This window comes from Telluribacter humicola, from assembly GCF_017355935.1.
GTDB lineage: Bacteria > Bacteroidota > Bacteroidia > Cytophagales > Spirosomataceae > Telluribacter > Telluribacter humicola.
Window position 1 is genome coordinate 155,761 of record NZ_JAFIQT010000005.1, and the last position, 16,962, is coordinate 172,722.

Annotated in this window: 16 protein-coding genes; 4 read left to right on the top strand and 12 right to left on the bottom strand. The window is 49.5% G+C overall.

Annotated features, from left to right (window positions below):
* Position 1 precedes the first annotated feature (1 nt).
* The 5 genes from pcaG to JUB14_RS20240 form a co-directional block, all read right to left on the bottom strand.
* Positions 2-586 carry a protocatechuate 3,4-dioxygenase subunit alpha gene (gene pcaG / locus JUB14_RS20220; RefSeq protein ID WP_207508638.1) on the bottom strand — a complete coding sequence of 195 codons (585 nt, stop codon included), beginning with the start codon at positions 584-586 and terminating at the stop codon, positions 2-4.
* Complete coding sequence (gene pcaH / locus JUB14_RS20225; RefSeq protein ID WP_207508639.1) at positions 583-1,281, bottom strand: protocatechuate 3,4-dioxygenase subunit beta; 699 nt, start codon at positions 1,279-1,281, stop codon at positions 583-585. Before pcaH ends, pcaG begins: the two co-directional genes overlap by 4 nt.
* A complete protein-coding gene (gene pcaC, locus JUB14_RS20230) occupies positions 1,268-1,666 on the bottom strand; it encodes a 4-carboxymuconolactone decarboxylase (protein WP_207508640.1) in 399 nt (132 codons plus the stop codon). Before pcaC ends, pcaH begins: the two co-directional genes overlap by 14 nt.
* Positions 1,667-1,826: 160 nt before the next feature.
* Positions 1,827-2,606, bottom strand: a complete 780-nt coding sequence (gene pcaD, locus JUB14_RS20235; protein ID WP_207508641.1) for a 3-oxoadipate enol-lactonase — start codon at positions 2,604-2,606, stop codon at positions 1,827-1,829.
* A 2-nt stretch (positions 2,607-2,608) separates the two neighbouring features.
* The gene (locus JUB14_RS20240; protein WP_207508642.1) at positions 2,609-3,787 is read right to left on the bottom strand and encodes a 4-hydroxybenzoate 3-monooxygenase; all 1,179 of its coding nucleotides are present in this window, start codon (positions 3,785-3,787) and stop codon (positions 2,609-2,611) included.
* Positions 3,788-4,008: 221 nt separating this feature from the next.
* On the opposite strand from JUB14_RS20240, the gene JUB14_RS20245 reads away from it, so the two are divergent.
* From JUB14_RS20245 to madM, 4 genes are read left to right on the top strand one after another with little or no spacing between them, the layout of a single operon-like run.
* Positions 4,009-4,893, top strand: a complete 885-nt coding sequence (locus JUB14_RS20245; protein WP_207508643.1) for a helix-turn-helix domain-containing protein — start codon at positions 4,009-4,011, stop codon at positions 4,891-4,893.
* Positions 4,894-4,941: 48 nt separating this feature from the next.
* Complete coding sequence (locus JUB14_RS20250) at positions 4,942-6,432, top strand: acyl-CoA synthetase (protein WP_207508644.1); 1,491 nt, start codon at positions 4,942-4,944, stop codon at positions 6,430-6,432.
* A gap of 12 nt (positions 6,433-6,444) precedes the next feature.
* On the top strand, positions 6,445-6,840 hold the full coding sequence (madL, locus tag JUB14_RS20255) for a malonate transporter subunit MadL (protein WP_207508645.1): 396 nt from the start codon (positions 6,445-6,447) through the stop codon (positions 6,838-6,840).
* Entirely contained in the window at positions 6,815-7,579 is a 765-nt protein-coding gene (gene madM / locus JUB14_RS20260) for a malonate transporter subunit MadM (protein ID WP_207508646.1), read from the top strand. Before madL ends, madM begins: the two co-directional genes overlap by 26 nt.
* Before the next feature lie 84 nt (positions 7,580-7,663).
* On the opposite strand, the gene JUB14_RS20265 is transcribed toward madM, so the two are convergent.
* From JUB14_RS20265 to JUB14_RS20295, 7 genes are all read right to left on the bottom strand, one after another.
* Entirely contained in the window at positions 7,664-9,004 is a 1,341-nt protein-coding gene (locus tag JUB14_RS20265; RefSeq protein ID WP_207508647.1) for an MFS transporter, read from the bottom strand.
* Between the two features lie 282 nt (positions 9,005-9,286).
* Positions 9,287-10,153, bottom strand: a complete 867-nt coding sequence (locus JUB14_RS20270; RefSeq protein WP_207508648.1) for an amidohydrolase family protein — start codon at positions 10,151-10,153, stop codon at positions 9,287-9,289.
* 162 nt (positions 10,154-10,315) lie between these two features.
* The gene (locus tag JUB14_RS20275) at positions 10,316-11,431 is read right to left on the bottom strand and encodes a 5-methyltetrahydropteroyltriglutamate--homocysteine S-methyltransferase (RefSeq protein ID WP_229368074.1); all 1,116 of its coding nucleotides are present in this window, start codon (positions 11,429-11,431) and stop codon (positions 10,316-10,318) included.
* A 38-nt stretch (positions 11,432-11,469) separates the two neighbouring features.
* The gene (locus tag JUB14_RS20280) at positions 11,470-12,588 is read right to left on the bottom strand and encodes an alpha/beta hydrolase family protein (protein WP_207508649.1); all 1,119 of its coding nucleotides are present in this window, start codon (positions 12,586-12,588) and stop codon (positions 11,470-11,472) included.
* 13 nt (positions 12,589-12,601) lie between these two features.
* The gene (locus JUB14_RS20285) at positions 12,602-14,458 is read right to left on the bottom strand and encodes a feruloyl-CoA synthase (protein ID WP_207508650.1); all 1,857 of its coding nucleotides are present in this window, start codon (positions 14,456-14,458) and stop codon (positions 12,602-12,604) included.
* On the bottom strand, positions 14,455-15,252 hold the full coding sequence (locus JUB14_RS20290; protein ID WP_207508651.1) for a crotonase/enoyl-CoA hydratase family protein: 798 nt from the start codon (positions 15,250-15,252) through the stop codon (positions 14,455-14,457). The genes JUB14_RS20285 and JUB14_RS20290 overlap by 4 nt, the downstream gene beginning before the upstream one ends.
* Positions 15,253-15,340: 88 nt before the next feature.
* Positions 15,341-16,948: a DUF1593 domain-containing protein gene (locus tag JUB14_RS20295; RefSeq protein ID WP_207508652.1), complete on the bottom strand. Its 1,608-nt coding sequence runs from the start codon at positions 16,946-16,948 to the stop codon at positions 15,341-15,343.
* Positions 16,949-16,962 lie beyond the last annotated feature (14 nt).

A 16,962-nucleotide genomic window follows, 5' to 3' on the forward strand; every position in this document is an offset into this window, starting at 1 on the left:
GCTATACATCAAAGAATACGGTTTCATTAGGCCCCTGCATGTAGATATTAAAAACATAACAGGTAGTCCCATCAGGCCGGATGGTCTTGGTAGCAAGTAAGGTATTTCTTCTGTCTTCTTCTACACTTTGCAAGACTGGGTCCTGACTATTGGCTTCGGTCTCATCCGAAAAGTAGAGCCGTGTATAGGTATGTGTTAGCTGTCCCCGCATGAATACGATCACATTGATGTGCGGAGCCTGACCATCCACTCGTCCGGGTTTGATGGTTTGAAATTCAAATTTGCTGTCCTTGATTGTACCGGTGCCTAAGCGGCCAAATCCATGAAACATGCTTAAATCTTTTGAATAATTACCTTCGGCATCAGCTTGCCACAGTTCGATCATGGCGTCCGGTATTAGATGGCCATTGCCGTCATAAACCTGACCTGAAATAGTTATGCGTTCACCTGAGACTTCATCATTGATGATCAGATTTCCATCCGCTATACTGGGGAAATTGTACAGGTACTGTTTGGGAGTAAGTCCGTAAGCGAAGTAGGGGCCGACGGTTTGGGAAGGCGTTTGGTAGAATTTATCCTGGCTCATCGGTTTTCAAATGGGGTTTCGTTATCGCCTCGTAGTACCATATCGAACCGGAAGCCAATAGCAAAATCCTGTTCTGTTACACCGAGATCAAAATTGGAAATCAGCAGATGGCGGTACTTCTCAGGTACACCCTGAAAAACCGGATCGTAGTCCAGCAGTGGGTCTCCGGGGAAGTACATCTGTGTAACCAACCGCGAGGTGATCTGATTACCAAACAGCGAGAAATGAATATGGTTGGGACGCCAGGCCTTAGGGTGGTTGCCCCAGGGATATGCACCGGGCTTTATAGTATAAAACTTGTAGTTGCCTTCGCTGTCGGTCAGGCAGCGGCCCCCGCCAAAGAAATTAGGGTCAAGGGGCGCATCGTGCTGGTCGACCTTGTGCACGTATCGGCCCGATGCATTAGCCTGCCACAGCTCCACCAGGGTATTGGAAATGGGGCGGCCCCGCTCATCCGTTACCTTACCGGCAACAATAATCCGCTCGCCCAGGGGAGCACCGTTTACACGGGCATTCATGGTGAGGTCGTTATCGAAGGGACGGATCAGATCGTGCCCGTACACCGGCCCTGTAAGTTCGCTCAGTGTATGCTTTATGGGTACCAGCGGCCGGGAAGGAGCCCGTAGTACCGTTGATTTATAATCCGGATAGAGGAAGGGAGGTTGTACGTCCCAGTCGCGCTTATTCTGACTCATTGGTTGATGGGTTATCTATTTCTGAAAAGACTTTCTTAGCTATCTTAATAGCGGTGTTCACGGCCGGTACTCCGACATAGACTGCCGTATGCAGGAGTACTTCCTTGACATCCTCCACCGAGGCTCCCGTATTTTTGGTAGCTCTGAGATGCAGCTCCAGTTCACCTTCGTGCCCCAGCGCTGTCATGAGGGCAATCGTGACAAGGCTTCGCTCGCGTTGAGTCAGACCCGGACGAGTCCATACCGAACCCCAGGCGTTTTGGGTTATGTACTCTTGGAAGTCCTGGTCGAAGGAGGTTTTAGCGGCTTCGGCCCGGTCAACGTGCGCATCGCCCAGCACAGACCTGCGCATCTGCATCCCTTTCTGGTATAGTTCGTCGTTCATTGGGAGCTATTAGTTTTTAGCTGTTAGCTATTAGTTTCAAGTTAGTATGTCAGGCTGAGCATACAGGGACGCCTGCCTGTTGATGTCTATTCACCGTGGTCTGTGTCCCCACAGACCTCCTTTTGAAAAGTACTGTGGATACGAGCTTTGATGAAAAGATTTACTGAATAAAATCCAGGATCAACTCAATCAGAGCCTGAGGATTATCAACGGGTGGAATGTGTCCCGAATCAGGAATAATCTCGAAACGGCTTCCTTTAATAAGTTCGTGCAGGTTACGTACCTCTTCTACCGGAGTAGATTTATCCTCGGAGCCTACTATGCATATTGTAGGTATCTTTATAGCACGCGCTATTTCGGTCAGGTCTGCATCACGTATGGCCTCGCAGGTTTTGGTATAACCCGGTGTTGGAGTGCGTTCCAGCATGTTCTGGTAGCCCGCTACTTTTGTTTTTTGTTCATCCCGAAACTTCTGCGAAAACCAGCGCTGCATCACCCCGTCGGCTATCCTTAACAGACCCTCCTTCTCTACGGCTTTGATCCGGTCATTCCAGATCTGTGCATTTCCGATCTTATGGCGGGTATCGCACAGGACCAGCTTTTCGATCTTCTCAGGTATTCGTTGGGTCAGCACCTGGGCAATCATTCCCCCAACAGAAAGGCCTACCAGGATGCACTTTTCAATTTGTAGTTCATGGAGCAGAGCCTCCACATCATCCGCAAAATCATCTAATCCGCTGGTATCAGGTACGACATCCGATAGACCATGCCCTCGCTTATCAAAGAGAAGAACATTCCCCCACTCCTGTAGAACCTGTACGACTTCGATCCAGATCCTTAGATCTGTACCCAGTGAATTAATAAATACAAAAGTGCGCTCCTTCCGCGTATGGCGCCAGTGGAAGTGAATTACATGTCCGTTGATATTTATGAATTCCACTTCTAAATTTCTTTAAGTCCTACATAATTTTCGGCAATGGTTGTTGCGTAGGCTTTTGACTGTCGTATATAATCAAATTTAGCCTTTTGCAGATGGTATTCAAATGAGCCCTGCTCTTCCTGCTTATGAAATAGGTACGTCATGAAGTTACTGAAATCCTGCGCCCGCCAAATCCGTCGTAGCGCATTAGTCGAATAAGATTGTAACTGATCTTCCTCATTGGAATGTAAGTACCTAACTATTGACTCTGCCAGCCACCGGACATCCGCCACTGCCAGGTTAAGCCCTTTGCCACCGGTAGGGGGGACAATGTGGGCCGCATCACCTGCCAGAAAAAGACGACCGTACTGCATATTGTCGATCATGAAGCTCCGCATGGGGGTAATAGCTTTTTCAAAAATTTTTCCTGTATTCAGGACGAAGCCTTCGGTATGGAGTCGTTTGGACAACTCATCCCAGATGCGATCATCTGACCAGTTGTCAAGGGAGTCGTCGTTCGTTACCTGCAGGTACAGTCGGCTCACTGATTCGGACCGCAAGCTATGTAGCGAGAAGCCTCTTTCGGTATAGCAATAGATAAGCTCATCGGTGGATGGAGGTGCGTAGGCCAGTATGCCCAACCAACTGAAAGGGTATTCTTTGATATGTTCACGGTAAGTACTTGTGGGTAAAGTCTTACGGGAAATACCATGATAACCATCACAACCTGCTATAAAGGCACATTCCAGCGTATTCTGTTCTCCGTCCTGCTGATAGTGTATCCTGGGAGTCGTGGTATCAATGCCTTCCAGGCTGGTAGCGGAGGCTTCAAACTCGATCCGGTTACCCCGTTCTAGATTAGCTTTGATCAGGTCTTTGATCACTTCCTGTTGCCCGTAGATGGTGATGCAGCGACCCCCAGTTAGTTCATCAAAAGGTATTCGTTGCCGCTCGTAGTCAAAGCTAAAGTAGACGCCCTTGTGGGTTAACCCTTCCTTATTTAATCGATCCGCTACTCCCAGTTCATTAAACAAATTGACGGTGTTCTGTTCCAGAAGCCCGGCTCTTACTCTGGATTCTACATAGTCGCGGCTACGATTTTCGATAATTACTGATTCGATACCCGCTCTTTGTAGTAAAAGTGCCAAGGTTAAACCTGCGGGACCTGCGCCTATTATACCTACCTGGGTCTTTTGTTTCATTGGAGCAATCAAACGTTTACTAGCTGCATCTATTCAAAAGTAGGTAGTAATCGCTGTTGTCCCTTTGGACAAATTGATTTAATAGTTGGACAAAATAAACATCGACGGGTAGTAAAAGAATGAAGATCTGTTTCTCTATCTTAGGCAGTAAATAAAAGAATTGCGGGATAGTTTCCAGTTTTTGCTGAATTAAGAGTACGCACTGAACCTATTGCTTTTTGATGACATATACCAAAAAGAAACCTCTACACTACGGCCTTTATGGTGAAGATGATCTTCTGGTGCCGGATTTTGTGCACTGTGAATCATTTGAATACCGGAGTCAAAAGCACAATTGGGTAATTGAGCCTCATCTGCACGCCCACTTATTCCAGGTGTTTCTGATTGAGTCTGGTACAGTTAATTTTACTTTTGAAGAACAGCAGCAACGGGTTGCATCACATTCTATCGTAGCCATTCCGGAGAATATACTACACGGGCTGGAAGTAAGCCGGGATATCAAAGGAATGGTACTGACACTCTCTTCCTCCTTTCTGGAGGTACTTTTTCAACATTATCCCAATGTACTTACTGAGTTGAATAGTACCCTTGTATTGACTGAGCTGGGACAGCATAAACTTTTTCAACTGGTCCGGCAGACCATATATGGGCTACATGAAGAGTTACAGGATGATTTGCCCGAAAAGGGAATGGTGCAGCAAAGCTACTTCAACCTACTGTTGGGAGGTATCTATCGCCTCGCTCTGGAAAAGTCAAAAAAGTCAGTAACTACGGATAGCCGGAGTGGTCAGTACTTCAGAAATTTTCTGAGAAGTATGAAGCAGTCGTACTCTCCTCAGAAGACAATTAAAGAGTATGCCCGCGAACTTAACATCACCCCGGTCCACCTCAATAGGGCATGTCAGGCAATGGTAGGAAAATCCGCCTTGCGGGTTGTACATGACTACTTCTTTTTGGAAGCCAAGAAGTACCTGCAGCATACCGAATATAGTGTTTCGGAAGTAGCCTACCGGCTTAATTTTGATGATCCCGCCTATTTCTCCCGCTTCTTCAGTAAACAGGCGGGGGTATCGCCCAGGCAGTTTAGAGAATCATACGAAAAGTAATTTATCACATTTATAGATAGTACCCATAGCTTTATTAACCTCTTATACATGCAACAACTCCTCCAGAATGCCGTCCGGAATCAGGATCAAACGGCTATTATCTCTAACGGACAATCGTATACCTACCAACAACTACTTGAAAGCTCAGAAGTCCTGGCGGGGCAACTACTTAACGGAGCAGACGATCTGAACGAGGCCCGGGTGGCCTTCATGGTGACACCCGGCTTTGACTACGTGCGGGTGCAGTGGGGGATCTGGCGGGCTGGTGGAGTTGCCGCTCCGCTGGCGCTTTCGTATCCGCTTCCTTCACTCAGGTACGTCATAGAAGATACCGGGGCGCAAATCGTCGTTGCCGATGAAACCTACGCGGCAGTACTGGCCCCCCTGGCCGAAGAAAAAGGCTTTAGATTTATTATACTGGGGCAGGAGGAAAAAGCCGCTACGACTATACAACTACCTCAACTGGACAGAAGCCGCCGGGCTATGATCTTGTACACAAGCGGTACCACCAGCTTGCCAAAAGGAGTTGTGACAACCCATGCCAACCTGGAGACCCAGATCTCTACCCTGGATGAGGCCTGGCAATGGACATCGGCCGACCATACCCTTTGCGTGCTCCCGCTACATCATGTACACGGTATTGTCAATGTGGTGTCGTGTGCCCTATGGTCCGGAGCTACCGTGGAGTTTCTACCTAACTTTTCGGCCGAAGCCATATTCGATATATTCCGGAGTGGCCGGGTCAATGTGTTCATGGCGGTACCTACTATCTACTTCAAGCTTATCTCCTACTGGGAGGGGCTACCGGCGGACGAGCAGCAGCAGATCTCGGCAACTCTAGCCCAGTTCAGATTTATGGTGTCGGGGTCGGCGGCCTTGCCTGCTTCGGTGATGGAAAAGTGGAAGGGGATCAGTGGCCATACACTACTCGAGCGGTACGGCATGACTGAAATAGGTATGGGTATCAGTAATCCTTACGATGGTGACCGTCGCGTGGGGTACATCGGGCAGCCTCTCCCGGGGGTAAATGTACGGCTAGTTGACGAGGAAAATGTCGTAGTTCCCACAGGACAGCCCGGCGAAATTCAGATAAAAGGGGCTAACGTATTTCTGGAATACTGGAATCGTCCCGAAGCCACACAGAAAGCCTTTACCGCCGATGGCTGGTTCCGTACTGGTGATATTGCGGTGGTGGAAGAGGGGTATTACCGCATTCTGGGCCGTGATTCCATTGATATCATCAAGTCCGGCGGGTACAAGATATCGGCCTTAGAGATAGAAGAAGTGCTGCGTACTCACCCAACCATCAGCGACTGCAGTGTAGTAGGTATACCTAACGAAGAGTGGGGCGAATTGATAGCAGCCGTACTTATCATGAAAGACCATTCTGTGACGACGGAGGATATCAACTCCTGGCTGCGGGAACGGATCCCCGGCTATAAACTCCCTCGTCAGTACCGTATCATAGAGGAGCTTCCCCGCAATGCTATGGGAAAGGTTACCAAGAACGATCTGAAACAGCTTTTTCAACCTGCTTAACCTCCACAGGATATGACTATTTATGGCGTTGCCATTCTGGCATTTTGTTATGTTACGGGGCAACTAGCGGGTGAACTACTGGGGTATCTCATCGGGATAGATGCCAATGTGGGAGGAGTAGGCTTTGCCATGCTGCTGTTAATCCTGCTGAATGACTGGCTCATCAAGAGGGACCACCTGGATAAGCTTACCGAGGGAGGTATTCTCTTCTGGAGCCAGATGTATATACCCATCGTGGTGGCTATGTCAGCTGTTCAAAATGTAAAAGTAGCGGTATCCAGCGGTTTTATAGCCCTATTGGCTGGCATTGTGCCTGTACTACTATGCCTGGCAACGGTGCCGCTGCTTTCCCGACTTTCCAAACCGAAACCCGTTGATCAGGATGGAGATTATTATCCGATTTCTTGAGAAGAACGGGCTGGTGGTGGCCTTTCTGCTGGTGGGGCTTATCATGTACGTATCTACCATTATCTCCATCCGCCTTACCAACCGTAAGATTCCTGCTTCGGCCATTGCTATTCTGGGCGGGCTGGTGCTGGCCTACTTTGGTGGAATCTACTCAGGCGGAGAAAAGGGAGTAGCCGATTTGAAGCTCTTTTCGGGTTTTGGAATAATGGGAGGTTCGATGTTCCGTGATTTCGCTATTGTGTCAACGGCCATGGGTGCCAGCTTCCTGGTTATGAAGCAGACCGGATGGGTAGGGGCGCTATCACTCCTGATTGGTATTGTACTCTCCTTCCTGGGGGGAGTAGCCGTGGCACTACTCTGGGGCTACACAGATGCCGTAAGCCTGACCACCATCGGAGCCGGGGCCTGTACCTACATTGTAGGACCGGTGACTGGCGCGGCTATTGGTGCCAGCTCGGATGTGATGGCGCTCAGTATAGCAGCGGGAGTAGTGAAGGCTATATTTATCACCATAGCGACTCCCTTCATTGCTCCGAGTATCGGTTTGAACAATCCCCACTCTGCTATGGTGTTTGGTGGGTTGATGGGAACTACGAGTGGCGTATCAGCCGGACTGGCAGCCACTGATCCTAAACTGGTACCCTACGGTGCCCTTACTGCAACTTTCTATACGGGACTGGGCTGTCTGATCTGTCCGTCGGTGTTGTACCTACTTATGCATCTTATTTTTCCTGCCTAAATAAAGGAGCGGGCTACCTCATGATGAGGTAGCCCGCTTCAACTTATATAAATGGGTCTTCAATTCACGGAGTGTATACAGCCGCTAGCTTACATCCTTAGACTTGATTACGTAGGTAGCGATACCGGCTACAATCGCCGGAAGGCCAAAAATGATGAAATTGGCAGTGGTAGATACATTCATGCCTATTAGTAAGCCACCCAAAAGAGGACCAACCAGAGCACCAATGCGACCGGCGCCAATCGCCCAGCCAATACCGGTAGTACGTACCTCCGTGGGATACATACGGGCCGCTACTGAATACAATCCAACAAATCCTCCCTGAATACAGAATCCAATCAAACCAAAGAGCACAAGTACCAGTACCGACCCGGAGAAGGCACTGAATGTAAACATCAGGATTGCCGTCAGGATAAGGAACGTACCAATCACCTTGCGCAGCCCGAACTTCCCGGACAGGTACCCTTGCGTAAGTATACCGGCAAAGGAACCCATGTTAAATACCGTACCGGCGTAGATAGCCAGTTCAAGACTAAGACCTGTATTGGCAGCAAGCTTCGGTATCCAGCTAGTCAGGAAGTAGAGCGTTACGAATGACATAAAGAAGGCTACCCACAAACCAATCGTTCCTACTTTCCGTCCATCAGTGAATAGAGAACTGAATGACGATGCTTTGCGAACTTCGAGCTTTACCTCGGGCATTTGAGTCAGAGGGGCCAGCCCCATCTTTACCATTATGTGGTTGCTCTTTTGTAAAGCATTTTTGGGTCGGGTCTTGAAAAGGAAATCAAGTGACTCGGCCAGCATAAAAAAGATCAGAGGGATGGTAATAGCCGAAGCAACGCCGGCTAAGATGTACATGGTGCGCCAGCCGTACGTAGGAATAACCTCAGCTGCCACCAGGCCAGACAGGAAGGCTCCCATCGGATAGCCGCTGATGACCAGACTAACCCAGAAATCTTTGGTACGACTGGGAGCATACTCGGAAGCAAGGGCCGAGGTACTGGCCAGCATGGAGCCAATCCCTAATCCACTAATAAACCGGAAAATGCTCAGCTGTGTGATTGATTGTGCGTAGGCGGTAGCGAATATACTCCCTCCCATCAGTATAGCACATATCAGGATCATGGACTTGCGTCCTATAATATCTGTTTTGGGAGCCAGAAACATGGCTCCGACGGCCATTCCCACTACTCCGGCACTGAATACCATACCCAACATTTCAGAGCTGATGGCCCATTCGCTGGCAATGGAGGGGGCGGTGTAGGAGATAATCAGTACATCCATTCCGTCCAGCATATTCATCAGGAAGCAGACAAAGATGGTGGTGTACTGAAGCCAGCTCAGGCTCCGGTTATCAATGATGCCTTTGATATCCGCGTAGGATGGTGAGGTATCGGTTGTCGTCTTGTAAGTTGGGTTCATCTTAGGAATAGTCTTGGCTCTATTTTACTTAAAGAAGCTTAACTTTCTGCCAGTATACTTATACATCACAATTAGGATATCATGTACGCTGACTAGTTTAGCAGGTATAGTATTCAGTTATAGGTACCGGTTAAGATAAGATATGCTGCTATTGACCTCCTCTTTCTTAAGATGCCATTGATAGTGGATGCTTTTGTACATGGGTAAATGGTAAGTGATGAAGAATAAGATGCAGTTAATCCATACGACGACATTTCTTCACCCCTTCCCTCTACACCACACTTATTTTTTTAGGTTCAGCATACGGATCGCATTTTCTTTAAGGATAAGGGGCTTTACTTCATCTTTGAATCCAGCCTGTTCAAAGTCCTTCATCCAGCGCTCAGGCGTGATCAAGGGGAAGTCCGTTCCAAAGAGCACTTTGTGTTTGAGCTGCGTATTGGCGTATTGCACCAACTGAGGGGGGAAGTACTTGGGGCTCCAACCCGATAGATCAATGTACACATTAGGCTTGTGCAGGCAGACACTCAGAGCCTCATCCTGCCAGGGCCACGATGGATGCGCTATAATGATAGGTACATCCGGAAAATCAATGGCAACATCGTCCAGATGAATAGGGTTGGAATAGGCCAGTCGCAGACCTCCTCCTCCCCGTACCCCACTGCCAAATCCAGAGTGGCCGCTATGGAATAGCATGGGCAGTCCGGCGGCGGCAATTTCTTCGTAAAGGTGGTACGCCATCCTGTCGTTGGGGTAGAAGCCCTGCACCGTGGGGTGAAACTTGAATCCTTTCACGCCATAGTCTTCAATGAGTCGACGGGCTTCTCGGGCACCCATGCGTCCCTTATGCGGATCAATGCTTGCAAAGGCAATCATCACATCAGGGTTAGCCAGGGCTGCTTCGGCTACTTCCTCATTAGGGATTCGACGTCGGCCCAGTTCATACTCGGCATCTACGGTAAACATAACCAGCGCCATCCTGATGCTCCGGTAGTAGTCGACAGTTTCCTGAATGGTAGGCCGGTGGCTGGACTTGAAGTACCTGGCAAAGGCTTCGTCAAATTCGGGGCGGTAATCATCGTGGGGTTGGGTGCAGGATACCTCCGCGTGCGTATGCACGTCAATCGCTACGATCTCATCTAAATTCATCTGAACAAAAGGAAGAAAGGAGAATATAAATGGAAGGAGAGGAGTGCTCTCCTTGCTTGAGTGTACTTTAACAGCAACTCTGGCCACCGGGTCAGTGAAGTACCCGGGGCCAGAGATCACGAAAGGTGACTGTCGCTGCTATTGGATCTGTAAGGGGGCAGATTAACTCTCGCCCCAAACCTTCTGGGCTGTATTGACTACCAGTTCGATTTTTCTCCACTGATCATCGTGGCTCATATCATTGCCGTGGTGAGTACTACTGAATCCACACTGTGGGCTAATGCAGAGGTTCTCCAGAGGCATGTATTGAGCGGCTTCATCGATGCGTTTGCGCAGGTCATCAGGGTCTTCCAGTTCACGGCTTTTGGATGAGACGATACCCAGTACCACTACTTTGTTGTTGGGTACAAAGCGAAGAGGGGCAAAGTCGCCACTGCGTTCGTCGTCATATTCCAGGAAGTAGGCATCCACGTTGATGTTGTTGAAGAGCACCTCGGCTACCGGCTCGTAGCCACCCTCCGCAAACCAGGTACTGCGGTAGTTGCCCCGGCAGAGGTGAATGCCCACCGTAAGGTCATCAGGACGGCCATCTATAACTGAGTTAATGAGGGAGGCGTAAGTACGGGGAAGTTCGTTCGGATCTTCACCCCGCTCCTGAGCGGCAGCCCGCATTTTGGGATCGCAGAGGTAGGCCAGGTTGGTATCATCTAATTGAATATACCTACAGCCGGACTTGTATAAAGCGTCGATCTCCTGACGGTAACTCTGGCTGAGGTCATGGAAGAACTCATCCATGTCAGGATAAGAGTTGATATCAATAGATTTGCGTCCTCCCCGGAAGTGAATCATAGTAGGTGATGGGATCGTCACCTTAGGGGTACAGGAGGCTACCTGCTTCAGGTAGTTGAAATCATCCACCTGAATATCCTTTACGTGTTTGAGCTTACCGGTTACGCTTACCTTGGGAGGGGTGAAACCATCTTCGGCGGCCTTCGCATTAGGATTAGCGTCGATACCACCGGTCACGGTCACACCGGCCAGCTCTTTGAGGAAGTCCAGGTGGAAGTAGTCGCGGCGGAATTCTCCATCGGTGATGGATTTCATACCGGTCGATTCCAACCGCTTTACCGTTTCGGCGATGCCTTTATCTTCAATAGCCCGTAGTTCCTCTGCCGATATTTCGCCTCTCTTCCATTTCATCCGGCTTTCCTTTACTTCGGGGGTACGAAGAAGACTTCCAACGTGATCGGCTCTGAACGGGGGTTTGATCTTGTACATATTCTAATTTGTTAGGTATATAGGTTACTAATTTGATTTTATTCAATAGGGCCGGGCTTGGGGCGTTTACCCGTCGAGACCCACTGACGCAGCGTATCGAAGGCTGCTCCGGTCTGCTGAGGAGTAAATTGGCAGTGTCCCTGGCCGTTGGTGTACTTTACTACCATAAACTGCTCCTTGTTTCGTTGCCTGACCATATTTTCATAATTAGTGATGGCCATTTTGGCCGGAATCAGCTGATCGTAAGTAGTATGCAGGATCACCACCGGCAGGGAAATATCGCCGGTACGGTCATAGCGCTGAAGGAAATCGAAGGATTTGCGGGAAGCAGCAAAGCGTTCTACCTTCTGATTGACCATCCAGTCATCCGGATAGCCACTGTACAGGGTATTGGTATTGTCAAAAGGATTGCCCCCGGATTTTCTGATCAGATCCCGTAGTACCATCTCCCCAAAGAGTACTGCGAAAGGTAAGTCTTTTACTTTCAGATCAAACTGCTGAGCCAGCTGCCTGGCTACGAGCGAATCTTTCGTCAAGCCTTTTTGAATGGGTCCCACCTTCATAAAGACTTGGTTCATGGGTTGGGGCTGCGCGTTTGCACTATTATTTACAATATCAGAAAGTGACGAAGTAAGTCCCGGAAAAAGTACATTAAAAACAGCCAGCAGGTCAAACTCCTTACGGGTCTGCAGATACGGGCGGCTGGATAAGGGGCATAGGGGCAAAGCTCCCTTGTAGTGGGTTGCAAAGTTTTCCATAATACCCAGCGAGACGCCTCCTCCCATGGATTCACCGGCCATATAGGTAGTGTCAGGCATGCCGTACTTACCCACGAAGTGTTTTCTGAGAGCTTCGGTATCCTCAATTCCCTCGGGCAGGGCGTATCCTTGTTGGCGGTAGGCGGAGGCAGCTACGGCATATCCCCGCTCTAGAAAGGGAGCCACTCTTTGGGCAAAGTTTGGGTTATCAATGGCCGAAGGAGAATTCATGAATTCATACCCATGGGCGTACATGACCAATTTGCTTTTCCAGTTGGTGGGGAAAAGGATCTTGTACCTGGCCCCGTTGATCGTACCCGAATCAATCCTAACCGGCTGGGCCACTGCCCAGCTGGTTAGGATTGCAAAGATTAAAGCAAGTAGAATAGTTGTTTTCATAGGTACAATCCAATCAGGTATTTACTTCAATGACTTGGTGGGCGGGTTTAGGTTGATAGAGCAGTGCTACCGCTTCCGGATGGTTTTTTAGCACCTGCTTCTGATTGACTGATCCCTTATCGGTCAATTCACCCGCATCCATTGATAATGTAAAGTCAGCGATCAGGACTCGTTTTATGAGGGTAGCGCTACCGGTACTTCTCTGACCCAAAATATCGAGGATCTGCTGCATTGTTTGTTTCAACTGAGCACTGGCTGCGACTTCACGTAGATCCGCGTCAAAGGTAAGGCCGAAGCGGGCTTTGCATGCCTCTACCTCCGGGAATACCAGTGCCCCTACGTAGTCGCGGTCATGGCCGGAAATGACTACATCCTGGATCAGTCCATTACCGGCAGCCAGCAGGGCTGATCGTATTGTGCCTACGTTGACCCAGGTACCGGTATTCAGCTTAAAGTCTTCGGCCAGACGCCCATCGAATAAGAGTCCCTTATATACATCATCCGGATCTACGAATCTAAGGGCGTCTCCGGACTTATAATATCCTTCTTCGTCGTAGGCTTTTTGGGTGGCTTCTTCATTGCGCCAGTAGCCGGGGGTAACGTTTCCTCCTTTGAAGCGAGCTTCCAGTTTGCCATCTACTGGTACCAGTTTCAGTTCCAGTCCCGGCACGGGTAGTCCCAGCAGACCGGCGAAGCCATCAGGGCGCGTGGAGAAAAGAGCGGAGGGGCTTGATTCGGTGCAGCCCAAACCGGTACTGATGATAATGCGCTCACCAACGGTGTCCAGCGCCAACTGCTCCAGAGCGTCCCACACGTGCTGGGGCATGCCGGCTCCGGCGTAGAAGAGCAGCTTGACCCGGCTAAAAAACTTTTCCCGAAGCCCCCGGTCCCTACGCAGGTATTCAAGCAGTTCACCAAAACCCTTAGGTACGTTGAAGTAGATGGTTGGAGCTATTTCCTGAAGATTGGCTACCGTTGCCTTCATTCCAGCCGGAGTCGGATTACCTTCGTCCAGGTATAGGGTACCCCCGTTGTACAAAATTAGTCCGAAGTTGTGATTGCCCCCAAAGGTATGGTTCCAGGGCAGCCAGTCAATGATCTCAAACTCTTCGGCCATGAAGGGGAAGGTCTGGGTAATCTGCTGCCAGTTGGTGCAGATGTTTCCATGCGTGTTGATTACTCCTTTGGGCAAACCGGTAGAGCCGGAGGTAAAAAGAATTTTGGCAATGGTATCAGGTTCAATGCGGTTGAATGCTTCATCAACGGCATGGGTTGGAACAGTTGTTAAGAGGTCCTGAAAAAGGGTAGTCGGTATATCACCTGGATTTGACACAACTACTACCTCAGTATCTTTGGCAACGGCTTTCAGTGCTTTCTCGTACTTCTTTCCATCCGAAACGAACAGCATACCCGGGGTAAGCAGGTCCATAACGTGCCGGAGTTTCTGAAAGTCGGTAGAGCGTAGCGAGTAAGCGGGCGTAATAGATGAATAGGGTATACCTACGTGCAGGGCAGCCAGGGCCAGCAACCCGTGTTCAATGCTGTTCTCTGAGAGTATAGCAATGGGTCTTGAAGCAGAAACGTCTGCCTGGAGCAGATACTGGGCGATCTGTAAGACCTGGTCCAGCGTCTGCTGGTAGGTAAGAGTACGCCACTGCCCCTCACTAGTCCTCTGCCCGATAAATATATGGTCCGGCCGGACCTCGGCCCAGTGCAGCAGTCGCTCGGTCATCCGGGTGGGGTAAGGCTGTAAGGGCACTCGTGACTTCAGTAGGATGGTCCCATCTTCCCTGGTGGCTGTATCAATAGACACTTCACCAAAGTGGATCTTCCGGTATGGTGAGGATTGTATGTCGTCTTTCAGGATCATGCTTCTCCTACTTTTTTAGCTTTACCTTCCAGAAACAGCCGGAGGCGTTCTTTTGCTTCGGGTGCACTTTGTGAAATGGCCGCAACCAATGACTCCATCATCAGACCCTGTTCCTGCGACGACTCTGTTATGCGGGGTAGTACGTGCATGAGCGCGTAGTTGGTCATGCCGGCGTTGGAGCTTATCTTGCGGGCTAGTTCCATGGCTTTATTCAGCCCCTCCCCCTCATCCACCAGGTACTGCGACAGCCCGATGGTGTAGCCTTCCTCCGCTGTATAGACTCTACCCGTAAACATCATGTCCTGCATGCGCGCCATACCGATCAGCTTTGGTATTCGTACCGAGGCGCCACCTCCCACAAATATACCCCGTTGGCCTTCGGGTAAGGCATAAAAGGCAGAGGGCTCGGCTACCCGTATGTGGGCGGCACTGGCCAGTTCAAGACCTCCCCCTACTACCGCGCCGTGTAGTACGGCTACCACCGGTACTTTGCCAAACTGCAACTTTTCCAGTGCACTGTGCCACATGCGGGAGTGGAAGATGCCTTCCACCACATCCCTCTCTTTCAACTCCGACAAGTCCAGGCCGGCGCTGAAATGATTTCCTTCACCATGAATGACCACACACTTGATGCCTTCGGGTATGTTAGTAAACAGTTTTTCCAGACAAAGTATAGTTTCATCATTGAGTGCATTTCGTTTTTCCGGACGGCTGATCCTGACAATGAGGATTTCTCCCTCTGTCTCCAGCTGAAGAGTTTCGGAAATGAGGTTTAGTATAGTAGTATTGTTCATGAGTAGCTTCAAGAGGTCAGATGGAATCCAATGGGATGTTTTCTATCAAATGTTTGGCAGATGGTACAAGCTGTTTTGCAAGCTGTACTTATTTATTCCTCACCGTAATGATTACCCGCTGATACCTGGTAAGCGCAGGTGTACCATTGTCAGTTGCTTCAAGGATAAGATGTATGGTTTGGCCGGCCACTGCATCATTGGGAATCAGTACCTCCGTTTGCTTCTGAGTAGGGTTAGAAATGACAACTTTGTTGGGATAGCTTCCTGCCTGGAACTGCCACCATTTGTGCGTAACCAGATCACCGTCCGGATCCGAAACCGCTCCACTTAACCGTACCTTAGCTCCGGGAGCCGCCATAAAACTGAGTGGCCCCTCAATGTGTACGATCGGTTCGTGATTGGCATTGGCGTATTTTGGGGTTACCGACCATTTAAGACGGGCCGCAAAATCCTGTTGCGCCGCCGGAAAGAAATTAGGGTAGACAGGTTCATTGGCGTTTCTGTTCAACCTATCTGAGCTAAGAGTAGCTACCAAGGCCTGAGCTGATGTATCAGCAGGTTGTGAGAATATATTTGGGGTCTCCTGTTCCGGTGCCTTACGACCACCCCAACCCCCGTAGGTACTTGACTCGTAGGCACGTAATCCATTACCGAGCATGTTCATGAAGGTATGGTTATCCCCTTCACCCAACCAGGAGCCTTTCTCCTGAACAGGCATCCATACAACGTATCCCCTTTGCTTTAACTGTTCATTAGTTAAGCCCGTAAAGCCAAAGTAATCGAGTATATCGTCTTTTACCATCTGTTTCCCATCTCCCCATACCCGGTACAAGGCTCCGAAGGGTCCACGATCGGAGACATTTTCCTTCATCCAGGAGGAGGTGAGAAAGGCAGCGTTCTTCGGAGTAGCCCGTAACTGGGCCCCATAGCCATAGTTGGGACCACCTCTGAACTGCCGGTACTCTATATCGGGCCAGTTTGGTTTGATATAGCTAGCATAGGTATCATCCTGATCACCGGAGGGCAGTAGTACTACCTTGCGGGAGATCTTCTTCTGGATAGCTTCCCACTGCGTAGTGTATTCGTACTGGTCCTGAATTGATTTCAGAGCCCGGGCAATGGTGCTGTGTCCTCCCCAGGCGGTGATAAAGAGTGGTCCTGGCTTATCATCCAGAATCAGGGATTTGATCAGATCAGAGCCCGGTGTATCTTTCGAATAATCACCATCGAATTCAATATTTCCATACCGGATTTTGGATTTAAGTACATCTGGCACCAGATAAGCCGGGTTATGCACTTTCAGGTTTGGATATACCTTCGCGTAGGCTTCGACCGCATCATGAATGAAACGTTCGTCTTTGCCCCAGCGCCATGATTCACAGGGACACAAGTTCAACCCGAAACGGCTGTACTCCCGTCCCTGCACATACCACTTTGTACCCTTCCCATCCCCTTTCCAGTGAAACTGGCTGCTGGCGTAGATAAGTCCTTCTATGTTCAGGTCACTGCTGTAGAGTAAGAAGCGGATCAGTGAGTTATTATCGTCGAGTTCCGGATCAGCCGTTACCACAATGCGCGGTCGGGCTTGCTGTTGGAAAGATTGTGCGCTTGTACTAGTGGGAAATAGATAAGCTACAATAAGCCCACTTATAAACAGACTAAGAGTATTGTAGTACTTCTGTTTAGTTAAACTCATGATTTTTAAAGCTC

What these genes read in the sequence shown, in the direction of transcription:
- JUB14_RS20285 (WP_207508650.1), bottom strand. Translation starts at nt 14,458, where the DNA reads ATGATCCTGAAAGACGACATACAATCCTCACCATACCGGAAGATCCAC.
- pcaH (WP_207508639.1), bottom strand. Translation starts at nt 1,281, where the DNA reads ATGAGTCAGAATAAGCGCGACTGGGACGTACAACCTCCCTTCCTCTAT.
- JUB14_RS20280 (WP_207508649.1), bottom strand. Translation starts at nt 12,588, where the DNA reads ATGAAAACAACTATTCTACTTGCTTTAATCTTTGCAATCCTAACCAGC.
- JUB14_RS20250 (WP_207508644.1), top strand. Translation starts at nt 4,942, where the DNA reads ATGCAACAACTCCTCCAGAATGCCGTCCGGAATCAGGATCAAACGGCT.
- JUB14_RS20275 (WP_229368074.1), bottom strand. Translation starts at nt 11,431, where the DNA reads ATGTACAAGATCAAACCCCCGTTCAGAGCCGATCACGTTGGAAGTCTT.
- JUB14_RS20270 (WP_207508648.1), bottom strand. Translation starts at nt 10,153, where the DNA reads ATGAATTTAGATGAGATCGTAGCGATTGACGTGCATACGCACGCGGAG.
- pcaC (WP_207508640.1), bottom strand. Translation starts at nt 1,666, where the DNA reads ATGAACGACGAACTATACCAGAAAGGGATGCAGATGCGCAGGTCTGTG.
- JUB14_RS20290 (WP_207508651.1), bottom strand. Translation starts at nt 15,252, where the DNA reads ATGAACAATACTACTATACTAAACCTCATTTCCGAAACTCTTCAGCTG.
- JUB14_RS20295 (WP_207508652.1), bottom strand. Translation starts at nt 16,948, where the DNA reads ATGAGTTTAACTAAACAGAAGTACTACAATACTCTTAGTCTGTTTATA.
- madL (WP_207508645.1), top strand. Translation starts at nt 6,445, where the DNA reads ATGACTATTTATGGCGTTGCCATTCTGGCATTTTGTTATGTTACGGGG.
- JUB14_RS20245 (WP_207508643.1), top strand. Translation starts at nt 4,009, where the DNA reads ATGACATATACCAAAAAGAAACCTCTACACTACGGCCTTTATGGTGAA.
- JUB14_RS20265 (WP_207508647.1), bottom strand. Translation starts at nt 9,004, where the DNA reads ATGAACCCAACTTACAAGACGACAACCGATACCTCACCATCCTACGCG.
- pcaG (WP_207508638.1), bottom strand. Translation starts at nt 586, where the DNA reads ATGAGCCAGGATAAATTCTACCAAACGCCTTCCCAAACCGTCGGCCCC.
- madM (WP_207508646.1), top strand. Translation starts at nt 6,815, where the DNA reads ATGGAGATTATTATCCGATTTCTTGAGAAGAACGGGCTGGTGGTGGCC.
- JUB14_RS20240 (WP_207508642.1), bottom strand. Translation starts at nt 3,787, where the DNA reads ATGAAACAAAAGACCCAGGTAGGTATAATAGGCGCAGGTCCCGCAGGT.